This window comes from Homoserinibacter gongjuensis, from assembly GCF_030161875.1.
Lineage (GTDB): Bacteria > Actinomycetota > Actinomycetes > Actinomycetales > Microbacteriaceae > Homoserinibacter > Homoserinibacter gongjuensis.
Genome location: NZ_BSVA01000001.1, coordinates 1,484,857 through 1,500,070 on the forward strand (window position 1 = coordinate 1,484,857; position 15,214 = coordinate 1,500,070).

The following is a 15,214-nucleotide window of genomic DNA, read 5'->3' on the forward strand; positions in this document are numbered from 1 at the left end:
GATCGTGGTGTCGCTCGGGGGGAACGACGCCGCGGAACACCGTGCAGACACCTAGGGGGTGGCATGGCCTCCCTGTCTGAGATTCTGATCATCCGCGGCCAGCTTCCGATCACGTCCATCGATGCCGCCGCGAGCGACGACGAGACGCAGATCCGCGAGCTCGTCTCGCAGGGCCTGCTGAGCGAGAGCCAGGTGGCCTCGGCTCGCGCCGCGCAGCTCAACCTTCCGTTCGTGGATCTGACCGAGTACCCGGTCGATCACTCGGCGGTGGCCCTCGTTCCGATCGGCCTGCTGCGCCGACACGAGGTGCTTCCGATCGGCCGCGACGGCGACCGCCTGCTCGTGGCGATGGCCGACCCGAACAATGTCGTCGCCCTCGACGACATCCGCGCCGCCGTGCGGTTCTCGGTGCGCGCCGTCGTGGCCGAGCGGCAGGACCTGCTCAACGCGATCGCCCGCTTCGTGCGTGCCGACAGCGAGCTCAACGACCTCTCGAGCGAGATCGAGAGCGACGCCGAGCCGACCGGCACCGAGCTCGAACGCGCCGAGGTCGAAGACGACGCGCCGATCGTGCGCTTCGTCAACCTGCTCATCAGCCAGGCGATCCAGGACCACGCATCCGACATCCACCTCGAGCCCGGCGAGCACGAGATGCAGGTGCGCTACCGCATCGACGGCGTGCTGCACGAGATGCAGCGAGCGCCGAAGTCGATCCAGAACGGCGTGATCAGCCGTCTCAAGATCATGAGCGACATCGACATCGCCGAGCGCCGCAAGCCGCAGGACGGCCGCCTCTCGGTCATGCACGGTGGCCGCAAGATCGACCTCCGTGTCGCGACCCTGCCGACGGTGTACGGCGAGAAGGTCGTCATGCGTATCCTCGACAACTCGGCGACGCAGCTCGGCATCCAGCAGATGGCGATGCTCGATCACAACCTCGAGCGCTTCAAGCGGTCGTACTCGAAGCCGTACGGCATGATCCTCGTGACCGGGCCGACGGGTTCCGGTAAGTCGACCACGCTCTACACGACCCTCAACGAGGTCGCGAAGCCTGAGATCAACGTCATCACCGTCGAGGACCCGGTCGAGTACCGCATCGCGGGCATCAACCAGGTGCAGGTGAACGTGAAGGCGGGGCTGACCTTCGCGAGCGCGCTGCGCAGCATCCTGCGTTCCGACCCGGATGTCGTGCTGATCGGTGAGATCCGTGACCAGGAGACGGCGCAGATCGCCATCGAGGCCTCGCTCACCGGTCACCTCGTGCTGAGCACGCTGCACACCAACGACGCCCCGAGCGCGGTGACGCGTCTCATCGAGATGGACATCGAGCCGTTCCTGGTCGGTTCCGCGCTCGACTGCGTGGTCGCCCAGCGTCTCGCGCGCCGACTGTGCGACAAGTGCAAGCAGCCGTACCACGCGAATCCCGACGAGTTGCAGGCTCTCGGCTTCGCGGTCGACCCGCGGATGGGCGTGCCCACGCTGCACCGGCCGATCGGATGCCAGCACTGCTCGAACACGGGCTACCGCGGCCGGATGGCGTTGCACGAGGTCATGTCGGTCACCGAAGACATCGAGCGCCTCGCCGTCTCGCGCGCCTCGAGCGCCGAGATCGGTCGGGCAGCCGTGCAGCAGGGCATGTACACCCTGCGCCAGGACGGGTGGGGCAAGGCCCTGCTCGGCATGACGAGCATCGAGGAGATCCTGCGCGTCGTCGCGTGACGATGCGTTTCGGAGGTTCCGCATGGAGGAGGACCAGAGCGTGAACAACATCTACGAGATCCCGTTGACGGATCCCGCAGCACCGCCGTTCGGCGTGCCGGGCACGGCGGGCACGATGCCGCCGCCTGCCGGCGTGCTGCCACCGGACGCCGAACCCACCGTCGACTTCTCGCAACTGCCTCCGCCGGTGGCTCCGGGCACCGAGACGATGCCGGATGTCACGCCTGCCGCGGCGCCCTCGGCACCGCCCGCAGGCCCCACCTCCGACAGCCCGGTCTTCGCCGACCCGGACTTCTCCGGTCAGGGCTTCCCGCCACCCGCCGCGGTGCCCGGCTTCACGCCGCCTCCCGCGCCCGACCTGCGGGTGCCGAGCTTCGATGCACCCGCCGTGGGGGCGCCGACACCCGTCGCGCCGCCCGCCGTCGCGAGTGCCGAGTCGGTGCTCGATGACGAGTTCGCGCGCGCGGCTCGTGCCAACGCCGACCCCGACCTGCTGCACTGCCTCAACGAGGTGCTGCTGGCCGGGGCGTCCGACCTCCACATCTCCACCGGCACCTCGCCGCTGCTGCGCGTCGACGGCACGCTCACACCGGTGCACGAGCAGCCCGTCTGGGATCGCGAGAAGACCGCGACCGCGCTCTACAGCATCCTGTCGCCGTCGCAGCGGGCGAAGTTCGACGAGGTGCTCGAGCTCGACTTCGCCTTCACCCTCTCGGCGAACGCCCGTTTCCGCGTGAACTTCTACCAGCAACGCGGCGCGATCGGCGGGGCGTTCCGTATCATCCCGACCGAGATCAAGAACCTCGGGCAACTCGGCGTGCCGAGCCAGGTCGGCGAGTTCGCGAAGCTCCCGCGTGGGCTCGTGCTCGTGACGGGCCCGACCGGTTCCGGTAAGTCGACGACGCTCGCGGCCCTCATCGACCTCGTCAACTCGACGCGTCGCGACCACATCGTGACGGTCGAGGACCCGATCGAGTTCCTGCACACCAACAAGAAGTCGCTCGTGAACCAGCGCGAGGTCGGGGCCGACACGCACAGCTTCGGCAACGCGCTCAAGCACGTTCTACGTCAGGACCCGGATGTGATCCTCATCGGCGAGCTCCGCGACCTCGAGACGATCTCGGTGGCCCTGACCGCGGCCGAGACCGGCCACCTCGTGTTCGCGACTCTGCACACCCAGAGCGCCGGCTCGACGATCGACCGTGTCATCGACGTGTTCCCACCGCATCAGCAGGACCAGATCCGCGTGCAGCTCGCGGCCACCCTGCAGGGCGTGGTCTGTCAGACGCTCGTGAAGCGCGCGAACGGCCGCGGCCGTGCGGTGGCCACGGAGGTGATGTTCATCACGCCGGCCATCGCGAACCTCGTGCGCGAGGGCAAGACGTACCAGGTGACTTCGGCGCTGCAGTCGGGAGCGGCGGCGGGAATGCACACCATGGACCAGCACCTCGCCGAGCTCGTCAACGGCGGCGATGTGCCCTACGACGCCGCGATGGAGAAGGTGCAGGACCCGGAGACCTTCAACCGGCTCGTGACGCGGCGTGACCTTGCCGGGTCTGGCGCTGGAAGGAGCATCTGATGGCAGCGGGCAGTGCAGCGGTCGCGGCTGGTCCGCGCAACTGGGAGTATCGCGGGCGCAACAACGCCGGCAAAGTCGTCAAGGGGCGGCTCGACGCACCCACAGAGAGCGCAGCGATCGACCGCATGCGCACGATGGGCCTCGCGCCCATCAAGGTCACCGAGGCGGCCGCGGGCACCGGTCTCAACAAGGAGATCGAGTTCGGCATCGGGGGAGGGGTCAAGCTCAAAGATCTCGCTGTGCTGTCGCGGCAGGCCGCGACGATGGTCGCGGCAGGCCTCTCGTTGCTCAAGACGCTCAACATCCTTGCCGAGCAGACCGAGAACAAGAAGCTCCGCGAAACGCTCGGCATAGTTGCGCGTGACGTCGAGGTGGGGGCGGCCCTGTCTGATGCGCTCGGAAAACACCCCCGCGTCTTTCCACCGCTCATGGTGAACATGATCCGCGCGGGCGAGATCGGCGGCTTCCTCGACGGCGCGCTCAACACGATCGCGGTGAACTACGAGAAGGAAGCCAAGCTCCGCGATCAGATCAAGTCCGCGATGACCTATCCCGTGATGGTGCTCATCATGTCGCTCGTCGCCGTGGTGATCATGCTGACCTTCATCGTGCCGATCTTCCAGGAGATGTTCGCCGGAATGGGGGCGGACCTGCCGCTTCCCACGCAGATGCTCGTCTGGTTGAGCCAATCCATGGTGGTGGTCGTTCCCGTCGGAGTTATCGCGGGAATCGCTTTCGCTGTCTGGTGGAACGGCAACAAGAACACCGAGCGGGTGCGCAAGTTCGTCGATCCCATCAAGCTCAAGCTGCCGATCTTCGGCAAACTCATCGGGAAGATCGCGATCACGCGTTTCTGTCGCAACCTCGCCGACATGGTCAACGCCGGTGTGCCCATCCTGCAGGCGCTCAGCATCGTGGGAGAGGCGTCGGGAAACTGGGTGATCGAGAACGCCTCGCACAACATCGCCAATTCTGTGCGGGTCGGAAAGTCGCTCTCGGGCCCGCTCTCGGAAGAGCCCGTCTTCCCGCCGATGGCCGCGCAGATGATCTCGGTCGGCGAAGACGCAGGAGCCCTCGACACCATGCTCTCCAAGGTCGCCGACTTCTACGACGACGAGGTGAAGGCCACCACCGAATCCCTCACCTCGATCATCGAGCCGCTGCTCATCGCCTTCCTCGGTGTTGTCGTCGGCGGCATGGTGATCGCGCTCTACATGCCCATCTTCAGCATGATCAGCGTCGTCAACGGCGGCTGATCCGTGGCCCCCTCTCGCGGGATACCGCGAGAGGAATTCTCGGGCCAGCATCGAAACGTCGAGTCATCACCGTTGGGGGGACGGCTCGCGACCATAACAATCAAGTGGAAACGGAAAAATAATGACTCGCATCATGAAGGCCCTCGGGGCCAAGCGTGAGCAGCTCGCCAAGAAGGACGAGGGCTTCACCCTCATCGAGCTTCTCGTCGTCGTCATCATCATCGGCATCCTCGCCGCGATCGCGATCCCGGTGTACATCGGGGTGCAGAACTCCGCGAAGGACTCCGCGGTCAAGTCGGACCTGGGCAACGCCAAGACGGCTGTCGTGGCCTACTTCACGCAGAACAGCGGTGCCTACCCGACCATCCCCACCGATGACAGCGGTACCCTGGCCGACTCCGGCTACCCCGGGCCCAGCCTTGACTACGGCAGCGGCTCGGCTCCGGCCTACGACGCGGCTCCGACCGCCAACGACAGCGAGTTCTGCATCCAGGCGACGAGCCCGACCGGTGCTGAGTTCCACGTCGGCCAGTCCGGTGGCGTCGAGGACGGCCTCTGCTAAGTAGTACCTGCGGCCTCAGGCCGTAGCGGTGGGGCACCGCACGACAGCGGTGCCCCACCACCACACTTTCAACCGTGGGGGCGGTTTCGTGAATCGACGCAGTGGGGTCTTGCGCCATCTCAGGCGCGCGCGACTTGACGACTCCGGCATCTCCATCGTCGAGGTGCTCGCCGCGACCCTCATCTTCATGCTCCTCTTCGTGGGCATCGCCCAGGGCCTCGTCACGGTTATCCGGCTGGCCGGCGATCAGAAGAACCGCATCACAGCGCTCAGTCTCGCCGCCGGCGAAATCGACCAGGTACGCGCCTACCAGAGCGTCTTCGACGTCAAGGACGACGAGCGCGACGTCACGCCCGACACCGCCGATGGCACGGTCTTCACTGTCCACCGCACGACTGCCTGGGTCGATTCGGCAGGAAATGACGTCTCGTGCAGCGGCGGGAGCGGCACAAACCTCGTGATGCTCCGCATCAACATCACCGTTACATGGCGGGGTCAGATGACGCCGCTCAAGACCGTTCAGACCGACACCTTGCTCGCTCCCAACGGCTCCCTCAACGACCCCAATCGGGGCGTGCTCATCCTCGCCGTCAAGGGCGCTGACGGGTTCGGCGTCCAGGGTGTCTCCGTCGACCTCACGCCGTCCGGCAGCGTCGACGGCACCGTGCCCGTGCCGAGTGTGACCGATGGCAACGGTTGTTCCTTCGCGATCGGCGTGCCGGTCGGCGATTACAAGATCACTCTTTCCAAGGACGGCACCTACGTCGACCTCGAGGGCAACCCCGAGCCGATCCTGCTGGCCGGTGAGGACACCGCCGCGCACACGTACAAGTTCACGGCAGGCACGACGAAGTCGCTCACCGCGTTCATGGCGAAGGGCGCGCTCTACAGCGTCTGGTGGGATACCGGTGATCCCGCCCTGAGCGCCGACCTCAACTCGTCCTCGCCGACCCGGCAATGGGTGTGGCCCGGGACCAAGTCGATCACGCTCTTGCCCCTCAGCTCCACGACATCGAAGACCCGCACGTTCACCGGCAACCCGCTACGCGTGTTCCCGGATTCGGCCGGGTACTCGGTCGTCTACGGCAATTACTCGGAGCCCAACCAGGCCGGCAGCGGAGGCTGCCTGGCACCCAACCCTGCGAAGTGGCAAGCGGGGTCGGGCCTGCAGGCGGGCGTGCTGGACGCCGTGCCGGGCTCGAGTGACACCGCGTCTTCGATGCGTGTCGGCGTCGGCGTCGTGCATGTGAAGCTCGAAGCGTCGCGAAGTGGGAACGGTTCGAGCAACTCGGGTGCGCCTGCGCAGAGGGTCGGCATCAGGGCCACGATGCTCGGCTCCGGCGGCGGTGAGAATCCCGGATGCGTCATCACGACATCGGTGACGACCGCGGATTTGGCGATGGGCGAGTTCGACCTGGTGTTGCCGTTCGGCGCTTGGGACCTGACAGTGACCGATGAGTGGAGCAGTCAGTGGACCTGCGGTGGCAACTGGTGGTCGCCGCAGTACTGCGCCTGGAAGTACTCCGCCAACTTCTCGAAGGTGACGGAGGGGTCGATGAGCGGCGCCACCGTCGTGCTCGATCCGAGGCGATCATGAGTGCCCGCCGCGTCGCTCGCGCTCTGAACGCTGAGAAAAGAGACGAGGGCGTCAGCCTCATCGAGCTCCTGGTGGTCATGCTGCTCAGCGCCCTCATCGTGAGCGTCGTGGTCACGCTTTTCGTGAATGTCGCACGCAAGACCACGGAGGGGATCGACCTGCGCAGCAGCACGGCCGATGCGAGCAACATCATGAACGCTGTGTCGACAACCGTGCGCGGCTCGATTCCCATCGACGTGCAGCCGCAGAGCAACGGCACACCGAATCCGCCGAAACCCGCCATCAAGACGGCCGAAGCCAACACGCTCGTCGTCTACAGCTACACCGATGCCGGCCCGAGTTTCCCCGTGCCGTTGCAGGTGCGCTATCGGGTCGATTCGCAGGGACGCATGGTCGAGGATCGCTGGGCCGCTAGTGGATGCTCGTTGTCGAACCCGTCGGCCTGTGTAGCGACGTACCCGACCTATGCGGCCACCACGACGACGCCGCAGGCGAGCCGCATCCTCGGCAACATCGTGGTGAACGTCACCCAGTGTGCGAGCGGTGACACGACGTGTCAGCTGGAACCGCTCTTCCGCTACTACGACATTTGCGGCACGCAGCTCGGAAGCGATAGCGCAGGCGCGCAGAGCCGTATCGACGACATCGCCTGGATCGAGTTCAACGTCCGCGTGCGGGCGTCCGATTCGCAGGAAGACGTACGCCTGGTGAACCGCATCGGACTGGGTAACTCGGGTGACCGCATTCCCGTAGGAGGGTGCCCCACATGAAGCGGATGACGATGCGCCTTGAACGAATCCGAGAGCGTGAATCGGGCTACGCGCTGCTCGTCGTGATCGGGCTCGGCGCGGTGATGGCATTGATGATCTCGACGGCCCTCGTCTTCACAGTGAGCGGCACCCAGAAGGCGCAGACGGAGGTCGACTGGACCGGGGCGCTGGCCGCCGCGAACGCAGGGGTCGAGGACTACCGAAGCCGTATCCAGAACGACATCCGCTATGTGAAGTACGGCAACAAGAATGCCCCGTTCACGAAGAACACGGTGCCGGCTCCCGGACGTCCTGACCTGAACGACAAGCTCGAGCTCGATCCCGCGAACCCCGCGTGGGGCATCGGCGCCGACGGCACGTGGGCAACAGTGCCGGGGTCGAACGGCACCGCCCAGTTCCGTTACGCGGTGAGCGTTCAGAACTACGGCGGCACCGGCGTTGTGCAGCTGCAGGCGACTGGCAAGGTGGGCGACGCCACCCGCTCGATCGTCGTCGAGCTCAAGCAGCAGGGTCTCACCCAGTTCGTCTACTTCTCCGACTACGAGGTCTCGGATCCGTCGATCAATGGCGACCCGGATTGCAACTCGTACCGTTGGCAGTCGCCGCGCAGGAACCAATCGGCCAACTCCTGCGACATCACCTTCACAGGAGACCCGAGTAATCCGACGTCGGGCGACCAGATTCTCGGGATGATCCACAGCAATGACCAGATCGTGGTCTGTGGTGCGACGTTCGGCGAGGTCGTTGAGGCCTGGGCCGATGACACTCGGGACCCCACCGTGACGACATGCGGGACGAACGGTGTCTACAAGGGCGGGGTCGTGCACGGGCCGAAGTATGAGCTCAAGCAGTCGACCGCCGAGATGAAGGCGGAGACGACGCTCAACGACCCAGCTGCGGTGCCTTCGCCTGGCTGTCTTTACACAGGACCTACGACTGTCAAGCTTGAGAACGACGGCTGGATGCGTGTGTGGTCGCCGCTCAGCAAGGAGACGCAGGTTTACACCGACGCGGACGGCAAGGCGACGGGTGGCGCCGGCGCTGCCGACGACACTTTGTGCGGAGCCGCCGGCGACCTCCAATCATCGGCGGGCGCCCACATCAAGGTGCTCGACATGAACCTCATGTATGTGCAGGCGGTTCCGGGAAGCTCAACGGACGTCAACTACTGGTCGACCTCGGCGATTCGCACGAAGATCAATTGCAACTCGAGCGGAACGAGCTGGAGCTTCGCGACCGACCAGGTGCAGCCGAACCCGGCCGGTTGGACGACGAGTCAGAAGCGGGTCATCCAGCATCCGCTCACAACGAGCACCGAGAGCATGTCGACCGGTATGACGCCGGGCTACTCGTGCAGTCAGGGTGATGTGTTCGTGAGCGGCACCCTGTCAGGCCGCATGACGATTGCGGCCGACCGCTACTTCTGGGTGACGGGCAACATCACCTACACCAACCCCAACGCCGATCTGCTCGGCATCGTGGGACAACAGGGTGTTGTCATCTGGAATCCGATCGACCGTTACAGCAACAATCTGGTCAACACCAACACGGGTCGTGAGGTGTATGGCGCGCTCACCTCGAACCAGCACACCATCCAGGTGCAGAACTACAACAGGGGCGACAAGCTGGGCAAGCTGCACATCTACGGTTCGATGGCGATGAAGTACCGAGGGCCCGTCGCGACTGGCTCGGCGACCTCGATCTCCACCGGATACGTCAAGTACTACGAGTACGACGCGAAACTCATCGCGACCAACCCGCCGAAGTACAAGGTATCGACGGTGTCGACATTCCTGGTGACCCGTACGGCTGCGGTTCCCGCTGCCTACAACGCGGACGGTTCGCCGCGATGACAGCGCTCGTCGTCGGCTTCGCAGCGGTGCTCGGCCTCGTGATCGGCTCGTTCCTGAACGTCGTCATCTACCGAGTCCCCGCCGGGGTGTCGCTCGTCGCGCCGGCATCCGCGTGTCCGCAGTGCGGGCACGGCATCCGCGCGCGAGACAACGTGCCGGTGCTCTCGTGGCTCCTGCTGGGGGCCCGCTGCCGCGATTGCCGCACGCGCATCCCGGTGCGGTATCCGGCGGTGGAGCTGGGCACCGCGCTGGCCTTCGCCGTGATCGCGTGGGCAGTCGCGGGGCAGATGCAGTTCGTCTCGATTGACGCGGTACACCTGCTCGAGCTCGTGGCGTTCCTCTATCTCGCCGCGATCAGCATCGCGCTCGCGGTGATCGACCTCGACGTGCGCAGGCTTCCGAACGCGATCGTGCTTCCCGCGTACTTCGTCGGAGCAGCGATGCTCACGCTCGCAGCGCTGTTCGCAGGTGACCCGCAGCGGCTCGTGGTGGCGGGCGTCGGAGCGGTCGCGTCGGTCGTGTTCTACGGCCTTCTGTGGTTCGCCAAGCCCGGAGGCATGGGCCTCGGCGACGTCAAGCTCGCGGGAGTGCTCGGCATGTATCTCGGCTACCTCGGGTGGGCGCAGCTCGCAGTCGGGGTCGCCGGTGCCTTCCTTCTCGGGGGAGTGTTCGGCATTGCGCTGATGCTCCTCGGGCGGGCGGGCCGCAAGACAGCTGTTCCGTTCGGGCCCTGGATGTTGACGGGCGCCTGGATCGGAATCGCGGCCGGGGCCCCCGTGGCCGCCGGCTACCTCGACATGGTCGGCCTCGGCTGATCGATCGAGGACAACGGGAGGAGATAGGAAATGGCATCGACCATTGTGGGGCTCGACTTCGGTCGGGGGTGATCAGAGCCGCCGAGGTGATGGGGGCGGGAACCGCTCGGCCCACGCTCGTGCGCTACCACCAGATCGCCGTGCCCACTTCTGCGCTCGATCGCGGCGAGGTCACCGAGAAGGAGACCATCGTCGCGGCTCTCAAGCAGTTGTGGGTACAGGGCAAGTTCAAGACGAGGAAGGTGATCGTCGGCGTCGGCAACGCCCGTGTGCTCGTGCGCGAGCTGTCGGTGCCGCGGATGCCGATGAACCGCATCCGCGAGACGCTTCCGTTCCAGGTGCAGGACATTCTTCCTGTGCCGGTCAACGAGGCGCTGCTCGACTTCTATCCGGTGTCGGAGGCGGACGAGGAAGGCAAGCCGGTCGTTCAGGGTCTTCTGGTCGCCGCCATCAAGTCGGGTGTGCTGGCGACCGTGGAGGCCGTCGAGGCGGCGAAGCTCGAGCCGGTCGATGTCGACCTCGTGCCATTCGCGTTGAGCCGCGCACTTCTGTCCGGGCCGATCGCCCACGGCAACGTCGCGCTCATCCACATCGGTGCAGAGACCACCATCGTGACGATCGCCGTCGACGGGGTTCCCCGGTTCGTACGCATCGTGCAGAACGGCAGCGATGACGTCAACAAGGCTCTCACCTCGCGTCTCGGAATGGACGAGTACCAGGCCGAACAGATCAAGCGCCGCTTCGGGTTGTCGACCCAGGGTGCCGGGGCCGAGCTTCGGCCGGCGTTCGAGGTGATCTACGAAGTGACGGGAGACCTCGTGGTCGCCATCCGCAACACGCTCAGCTTCTATCTGTCGAGCCGTGGAGGCGCCGCGATCGAACGCGTGATCCTGTCGGGGGCGGAGCCGAGTTGAACGGCTTCGCGACCGCGCTCGCCGATGCGACACGGTTGCCGGTGCGCGCACCCGCGGCACTCGAGAGCGTCTCGATTGCGCGATCGGTCGAACCCGACCAGTTGGCGGCAGGCGCTTCCGGCCTCCCGGTCACGGTCGGGCTGACGCTCGGGAGCAAGGCATGACCGCCACGACGACGGCGCCGGCCGTGAGCAAGCGCGACGCAGCCGCAGCGCGCAAGTCGGTACCGCTCGGGGCCTCACCCCGAGTCTCTCTGCTGCCTCCCGAACTGGGTCTGCGCAACAAGGCACTGGGAACTCAGCGAGCCCTGCGCTTGCTCATGTTCGGCGTCGTACTCCTGACCGTTGCGGCGATCGGTGGCGCCTGGTACCTCGCGTTCTCCAGCCAGCTCGCACTCAGCAATGAGCAGCAGCGCACCCAGGACCTGCTCGCCGAACAGCAGCAGTACGCGGATGTGCAATTCGCCGTCAACATGGTCGACGTCGGCGAAGCCGCCCTTCGCGTCGGAGGGTCGACGGAGATCGACTGGCAGGACTACCTCGGGCGCGTGCAGGCATCGCTTCCTGCGGGAGTGGTGCTCAACACGTTCTCTGTCGATGCGTCCACCGTGACATCGCAGTACCCGCAATCGGGCATCCCGCTGCAGGGCGCCCGCATCGCGACACTGCAGTTCACCGCGACGAGCGCGACCCTTCCTGAGATCCCCGACTGGCTCAACCGTTTGCGCGATCTGCCCGGATTCGTCGATGCCAACCCGGGCAGCGTGTCGCTCGACGACGCCAGCGGGTACGTGGCGAGCATCACGATGCACATCGATGCGCAGGCCTACTCGAACCGATTGACCGCAGACGAGAAGGCGGCTGACGCAACTTCGGGTCAGGATGACGCCGCGGACGGCGAGGAGACGGCACAATGAAGCTCGGAACCCAGGTATGGGGCCTCATCGCATTCGTGGTGAGCGCCGCCGTTCTCGCGGCGGGATGGTTCCTCGGAGCCTCACCGCTTCTCGATGCCCGAGCGCAGGCAGACCAGCAGCTCGCGGATGCCGTCTCCCAGAACGAGGGAATCGCCGTCAAGATCTCCACGCTCAAGCAGCAGAAGGAGAAGCTCGAGGACTATCAGAAGCGGGCCGAGGAGCTCGAGGTGATGATCCCCAGCGGCATCAAGGCGGCTGACTTCATCCGTTCGCTCAACGACCTGGCCGGTGCGAGCGGGGTGCAGATCGAGTCGATCACGCTGAGCGACCCGCTGAAGTACGCAGCGCCGGCGGGAGAGCCCGCGGATGCAGAATTCGCACCCAACCCGCTGACCGATTCCCGCATCACTCCGGACAACTTCCTTCTGGTGCCGGTCACCGTGGGAGTCAAGGGGGCTGGAACGAGGTGCTCGCGTTCACCCACGGGGTGCAGACCAGCGCTCGACTGATGCTCGTCACGACGGTGAACACGAGCGAGGACCAGGGCGTCTTCACCACCACGCTCGCCGGAACGATGTATGTGCTCGTCCGCCCCGAGGCGCCGGCCTCTGCCGCCGACGACACCGCATCCGACTCGGACGCGCCCGCTGAGGGCTGACGAGACCGCCGGCGGCCGCGTCCCTCCCGTCGCGGTCGCCGGCCCTTCGAGGGCATCATGTCTGACGTCAGCGCGCGCTCGCGCGGCCTTCAGGTGGCCGAGGTCGTCAGCGTTCTCGTCGCGTTCGTCGGAGCCGCCCTCGTCGCGCGATTCGACGCCGGGCTGTCCGGTGCCTGGGTGCTGATCGGGGTCGCCAGCGCGATCCCGCTCTATGTCGTCGCACGCGGATGGCGGCTTCCCTGGTGGCTGCATCTCGGGGCCGCGTGGCTGCCGGCCGCCGTGGTCATCGCCTCGGCGATCCACGGATACGGCGACGGTGCATCGCGCGCGTCGCGCTACGCCTACGGAGCGATGATCCTGCTCGCGATCATCGCGTGGGCGCGCGATCCCGCGCGACGTCTGGTCGCCGCGTCCGGTGTCATCCTGCTCACCGCCGATACCTACCTCACGGCGTGGTGGCCGTGGTGGGGGTCGAACGACGCGATCAAGTCGATGTTCGGCAACTACTACACCCAGAACGTGTTCGCGATGGCACTCGTCATCGGGGCGGCCGTCGCGATCGGCATCGTCGTGGCCGGAAGCAGGCTGTTCGTGTTCGCCGGCTTCATCGTCACCTGTCTTGCGGGCGCAGGTGTGCTCGCATCGGGCTCCCGTGCCGGGCTCATCCTGCTGGGTGTCGCCCTTCTCGCCGGCCTCGCCCTCGGCATCATCGCGCGCGGCTGGCGCGGTGCGGTCCGCGCAGCGGTGCTCGCGATCGCCATTCCCGCGACGGCGTGGTTCATGACGAGTCCCATCTTCTTCTCCAACAGCGGCAGCTTCTTCGGCGTCACCCGCCGCATCGAGGACGCCGGTGCATCGATCGCGGGTCGGATCAGTTTCTGGAACGACGCCATCCGTCTGGGCGCCGAGGCGCCGCTCACCGGACACGGACTCAAGTCGTTCGGCCCACTCGTGCAATGCCTCGGCTCGGCGCGATACTCCTCGAACGCGCACAACGAGACCCTGCTCGCCTGGGCGGAGACGGGGATCATCGGGGTGATCCCCTTCCTCGCACTCATCGGGGGAGTGGTGCTCGTGGTCGTCAGGTCACTCCGGCCTGCACCGGTGACAGAGCGTCGCCTCCGGTGGGTACCCTCACGGGCGGAGGTTCTGGACGACCCGGCGCGGTGGGGTGCGCTCGTCGCGCTCGTGCTCGCGCTCGTCCACCTTCACTTCGACTTCGATTGGGCCTACCCCGCGATCATCGGCCTCACGGGGTTCGTCGCAGGCATCGCGGCGGCGCCGGTCGTGCCATCGCGGTCGGCCACGCGTCTCCGCGCGACGCTCGCCGTGGCCCTCGGCGTCGTGCTGGTCGCCTCGGCGGTGGCCGGCTTCGCCATCGACCCGTATCCGGGCGACCCGCTCCTCCCGATCAGTCTCGAGCGTGCGGGGTGCCGCCCCTAGCCGACCCCGCCCCGACATTGCGGCGGATTACGCACTTCGCTACACTTGGACCTCGTGTGTGCATTCGCACGCGTCTCCCCTGCCATCGTGAGTTCCCTCTCGGGGTGCCCGCAGGCTCGAAGGCGTAGCGGATGCGGCGCTGGGCCAGGCCCCGACACCCGTCGCGGCTGACCCCCACGGCATATCCGCCGGCAGTCCTCGCGGGGATCCTCTCGAGGCGGCGGGTACCGATGGATCCACCATCACGCTGTCACCGTGCAGCATGAGCAAGGAGCACTTTTGCCCACCATTCAGCAGCTGGTCCGCAAGGGCCGGCAGTCCAAGGCTGCCAAGACCAAGGCGCCGGCCCTCAAGGCCAACCCGCAGCAGCGCGGCGTGTGCACCCGTGTGTACACGACCACCCCGAAGAAGCCGAACTCGGCTCTCCGCAAGGTCGCCCGCGTGAAGCTCTCCAACGGCACCGAGGTCACCGCCTACATCCCCGGCGAGGGCCACAACCTGCAGGAGCACTCGATGGTGCTCGTGCGCGGTGGTCGTGTGAAGGACCTGCCCGGCGTGCGCTACAAGATCGTCCGCGGCGCCCTCGACACTCAGGCCGTCAAGAACCGCAAGCAGGCCCGTAGCCGCTACGGCGCGAAGAAGGGTTGAGTTAGATGCCTCGCAAGGGACCCGCCGCCAAGCGGCCTGTCGTCGCCGACCCGGTCTACAGCTCGCCGGTCGTCAGCCAGCTCGTCAACAAGATCCTCCTCGACGGCAAGAAGGACCTCGCCCAGCGCATCGTCTACGGCGCGCTCGACGGCGTGGCCACCAAGTCCGGTCAGGATGCGGTCGTCGTTCTCAAGAAGGCGCTCGACAACGTGCGCCCCACCCTCGAGGTCAAGAGCCGCCGCGTCGGTGGCTCGACCTACCAGGTGCCCGTCGAGGTCAAGCCGCACCGCGCGAACACCCTCGCGCTGCGCTGGCTCGTGAGCTACTCGAAGTCGCGTCGTGAGAAGACCATGACCGAGCGCCTGCAGAACGAGATCCTCGACGCCTCGAACGGCCTGGGTGCCGCGGTCAAGCGCCGCGAAGACACCCACAAGATGGCCGAGTCGAACAAGGCGTTCGCCCACTACCGCTGGTAAGCATCCGG

15 protein-coding genes are annotated in these 15,214 nt (G+C 66.4%); all 15 read left to right on the forward strand.

Annotated elements, in window-relative coordinates; translation table 11 throughout:
• Positions 1-63: 63 nt before the first annotated feature.
• The 15 genes from QQK29_RS07995 (at position 64) to rpsG (ending at position 15,206) form a co-directional block, all read left to right on the forward strand.
• The gene (locus QQK29_RS07995) at positions 64-1,719 is read left to right on the forward strand and encodes a GspE/PulE family protein (protein ID WP_284299304.1); all 1,656 of its coding nucleotides are present in this window, start codon (positions 64-66) and stop codon (positions 1,717-1,719) included.
• Between the two features lie 22 nt (positions 1,720-1,741).
• Positions 1,742-3,298 (forward strand): type IV pilus twitching motility protein PilT, encoded by a 1,557-nt coding sequence (locus tag QQK29_RS08000; protein WP_284299306.1) that lies wholly within the window; start codon positions 1,742-1,744, stop codon positions 3,296-3,298.
• A complete protein-coding gene (locus tag QQK29_RS08005) occupies positions 3,298-4,554 on the forward strand; it encodes a type II secretion system F family protein (protein ID WP_284299308.1) in 1,257 nt (418 codons plus the stop codon). Before QQK29_RS08000 ends, QQK29_RS08005 begins: the two co-directional genes overlap by 1 nt.
• 121 nt (positions 4,555-4,675) lie before the next feature.
• Positions 4,676-5,116, forward strand: coding sequence for a type IV pilin protein (locus tag QQK29_RS08010; RefSeq protein ID WP_284299310.1), 441 nt, complete (start codon positions 4,676-4,678; stop codon positions 5,114-5,116).
• Positions 5,117-5,225: 109 nt separating this feature from the next.
• The gene (locus QQK29_RS08015; RefSeq protein ID WP_284299312.1) at positions 5,226-6,713 is read left to right on the forward strand and encodes a type IV pilus modification PilV family protein; all 1,488 of its coding nucleotides are present in this window, start codon (positions 5,226-5,228) and stop codon (positions 6,711-6,713) included.
• Between the two features lie 98 nt (positions 6,714-6,811).
• Positions 6,812-7,483, forward strand: coding sequence for a hypothetical protein (locus tag QQK29_RS08020; RefSeq protein ID WP_284299314.1), 672 nt, complete (start codon positions 6,812-6,814; stop codon positions 7,481-7,483).
• Between the two features lie 11 nt (positions 7,484-7,494).
• A complete protein-coding gene (locus QQK29_RS08025; protein WP_284299316.1) occupies positions 7,495-9,336 on the forward strand; it encodes a hypothetical protein in 1,842 nt (613 codons plus the stop codon).
• Positions 9,333-10,151 (forward strand): prepilin peptidase, encoded by an 819-nt coding sequence (locus tag QQK29_RS08030; protein ID WP_284299318.1) that lies wholly within the window; start codon positions 9,333-9,335, stop codon positions 10,149-10,151. Before QQK29_RS08025 ends, QQK29_RS08030 begins: the two co-directional genes overlap by 4 nt.
• Before the next feature lie 68 nt (positions 10,152-10,219).
• Positions 10,220-11,065: a pilus assembly protein PilM gene (pilM, locus tag QQK29_RS08035; RefSeq protein ID WP_284299320.1), complete on the forward strand. Its 846-nt coding sequence runs from the start codon at positions 10,220-10,222 to the stop codon at positions 11,063-11,065.
• Positions 11,066-11,225: 160 nt separating this feature from the next.
• Positions 11,226-11,981, forward strand: a complete 756-nt coding sequence (locus QQK29_RS08040; RefSeq protein ID WP_284299323.1) for a hypothetical protein — start codon at positions 11,226-11,228, stop codon at positions 11,979-11,981.
• Positions 11,978-12,490, forward strand: a complete 513-nt coding sequence (locus QQK29_RS08045) for a type 4a pilus biogenesis protein PilO (RefSeq protein WP_284299325.1) — start codon at positions 11,978-11,980, stop codon at positions 12,488-12,490. The genes QQK29_RS08040 and QQK29_RS08045 overlap by 4 nt, the downstream gene beginning before the upstream one ends.
• Positions 12,490-12,639 carry a hypothetical protein gene (locus QQK29_RS08050; RefSeq protein ID WP_284299327.1) on the forward strand — a complete coding sequence of 50 codons (150 nt, stop codon included), beginning with the start codon at positions 12,490-12,492 and terminating at the stop codon, positions 12,637-12,639. Before QQK29_RS08045 ends, QQK29_RS08050 begins: the two co-directional genes overlap by 1 nt.
• Positions 12,640-12,696: 57 nt before the next feature.
• Positions 12,697-14,082, forward strand: coding sequence for an O-antigen ligase family protein (locus QQK29_RS08055; RefSeq protein WP_284299329.1), 1,386 nt, complete (start codon positions 12,697-12,699; stop codon positions 14,080-14,082).
• A gap of 279 nt (positions 14,083-14,361) precedes the next feature.
• Positions 14,362-14,730, forward strand: coding sequence for a 30S ribosomal protein S12 (gene rpsL / locus QQK29_RS08060; protein ID WP_284299331.1), 369 nt, complete (start codon positions 14,362-14,364; stop codon positions 14,728-14,730).
• A 5-nt stretch (positions 14,731-14,735) separates the two neighbouring features.
• A complete protein-coding gene (gene rpsG / locus QQK29_RS08065; protein ID WP_187675406.1) occupies positions 14,736-15,206 on the forward strand; it encodes a 30S ribosomal protein S7 in 471 nt (156 codons plus the stop codon).
• Positions 15,207-15,214: the final 8 nt, after the last annotated feature.

What these genes read in the sequence shown, in the direction of transcription:
- QQK29_RS07995 (WP_284299304.1), top strand. Translation starts at nt 64, where the DNA reads ATGGCCTCCCTGTCTGAGATTCTGATCATCCGCGGCCAGCTTCCGATC.
- QQK29_RS08000 (WP_284299306.1), top strand. Translation starts at nt 1,742, where the DNA reads ATGGAGGAGGACCAGAGCGTGAACAACATCTACGAGATCCCGTTGACG.
- QQK29_RS08005 (WP_284299308.1), top strand. Translation starts at nt 3,298, where the DNA reads ATGGCAGCGGGCAGTGCAGCGGTCGCGGCTGGTCCGCGCAACTGGGAG.
- QQK29_RS08010 (WP_284299310.1), top strand. Translation starts at nt 4,676, where the DNA reads ATGACTCGCATCATGAAGGCCCTCGGGGCCAAGCGTGAGCAGCTCGCC.
- QQK29_RS08025 (WP_284299316.1), top strand. Translation starts at nt 7,495, where the DNA reads ATGCGCCTTGAACGAATCCGAGAGCGTGAATCGGGCTACGCGCTGCTC.
- QQK29_RS08030 (WP_284299318.1), top strand. Translation starts at nt 9,333, where the DNA reads ATGACAGCGCTCGTCGTCGGCTTCGCAGCGGTGCTCGGCCTCGTGATC.
- QQK29_RS08040 (WP_284299323.1), top strand. Translation starts at nt 11,226, where the DNA reads ATGACCGCCACGACGACGGCGCCGGCCGTGAGCAAGCGCGACGCAGCC.
- QQK29_RS08045 (WP_284299325.1), top strand. Translation starts at nt 11,978, where the DNA reads ATGAAGCTCGGAACCCAGGTATGGGGCCTCATCGCATTCGTGGTGAGC.
- QQK29_RS08050 (WP_284299327.1), top strand. Translation starts at nt 12,490, where the DNA reads ATGCTCGTCACGACGGTGAACACGAGCGAGGACCAGGGCGTCTTCACC.
- QQK29_RS08055 (WP_284299329.1), top strand. Translation starts at nt 12,697, where the DNA reads ATGTCTGACGTCAGCGCGCGCTCGCGCGGCCTTCAGGTGGCCGAGGTC.
- rpsG (WP_187675406.1), top strand. Translation starts at nt 14,736, where the DNA reads ATGCCTCGCAAGGGACCCGCCGCCAAGCGGCCTGTCGTCGCCGACCCG.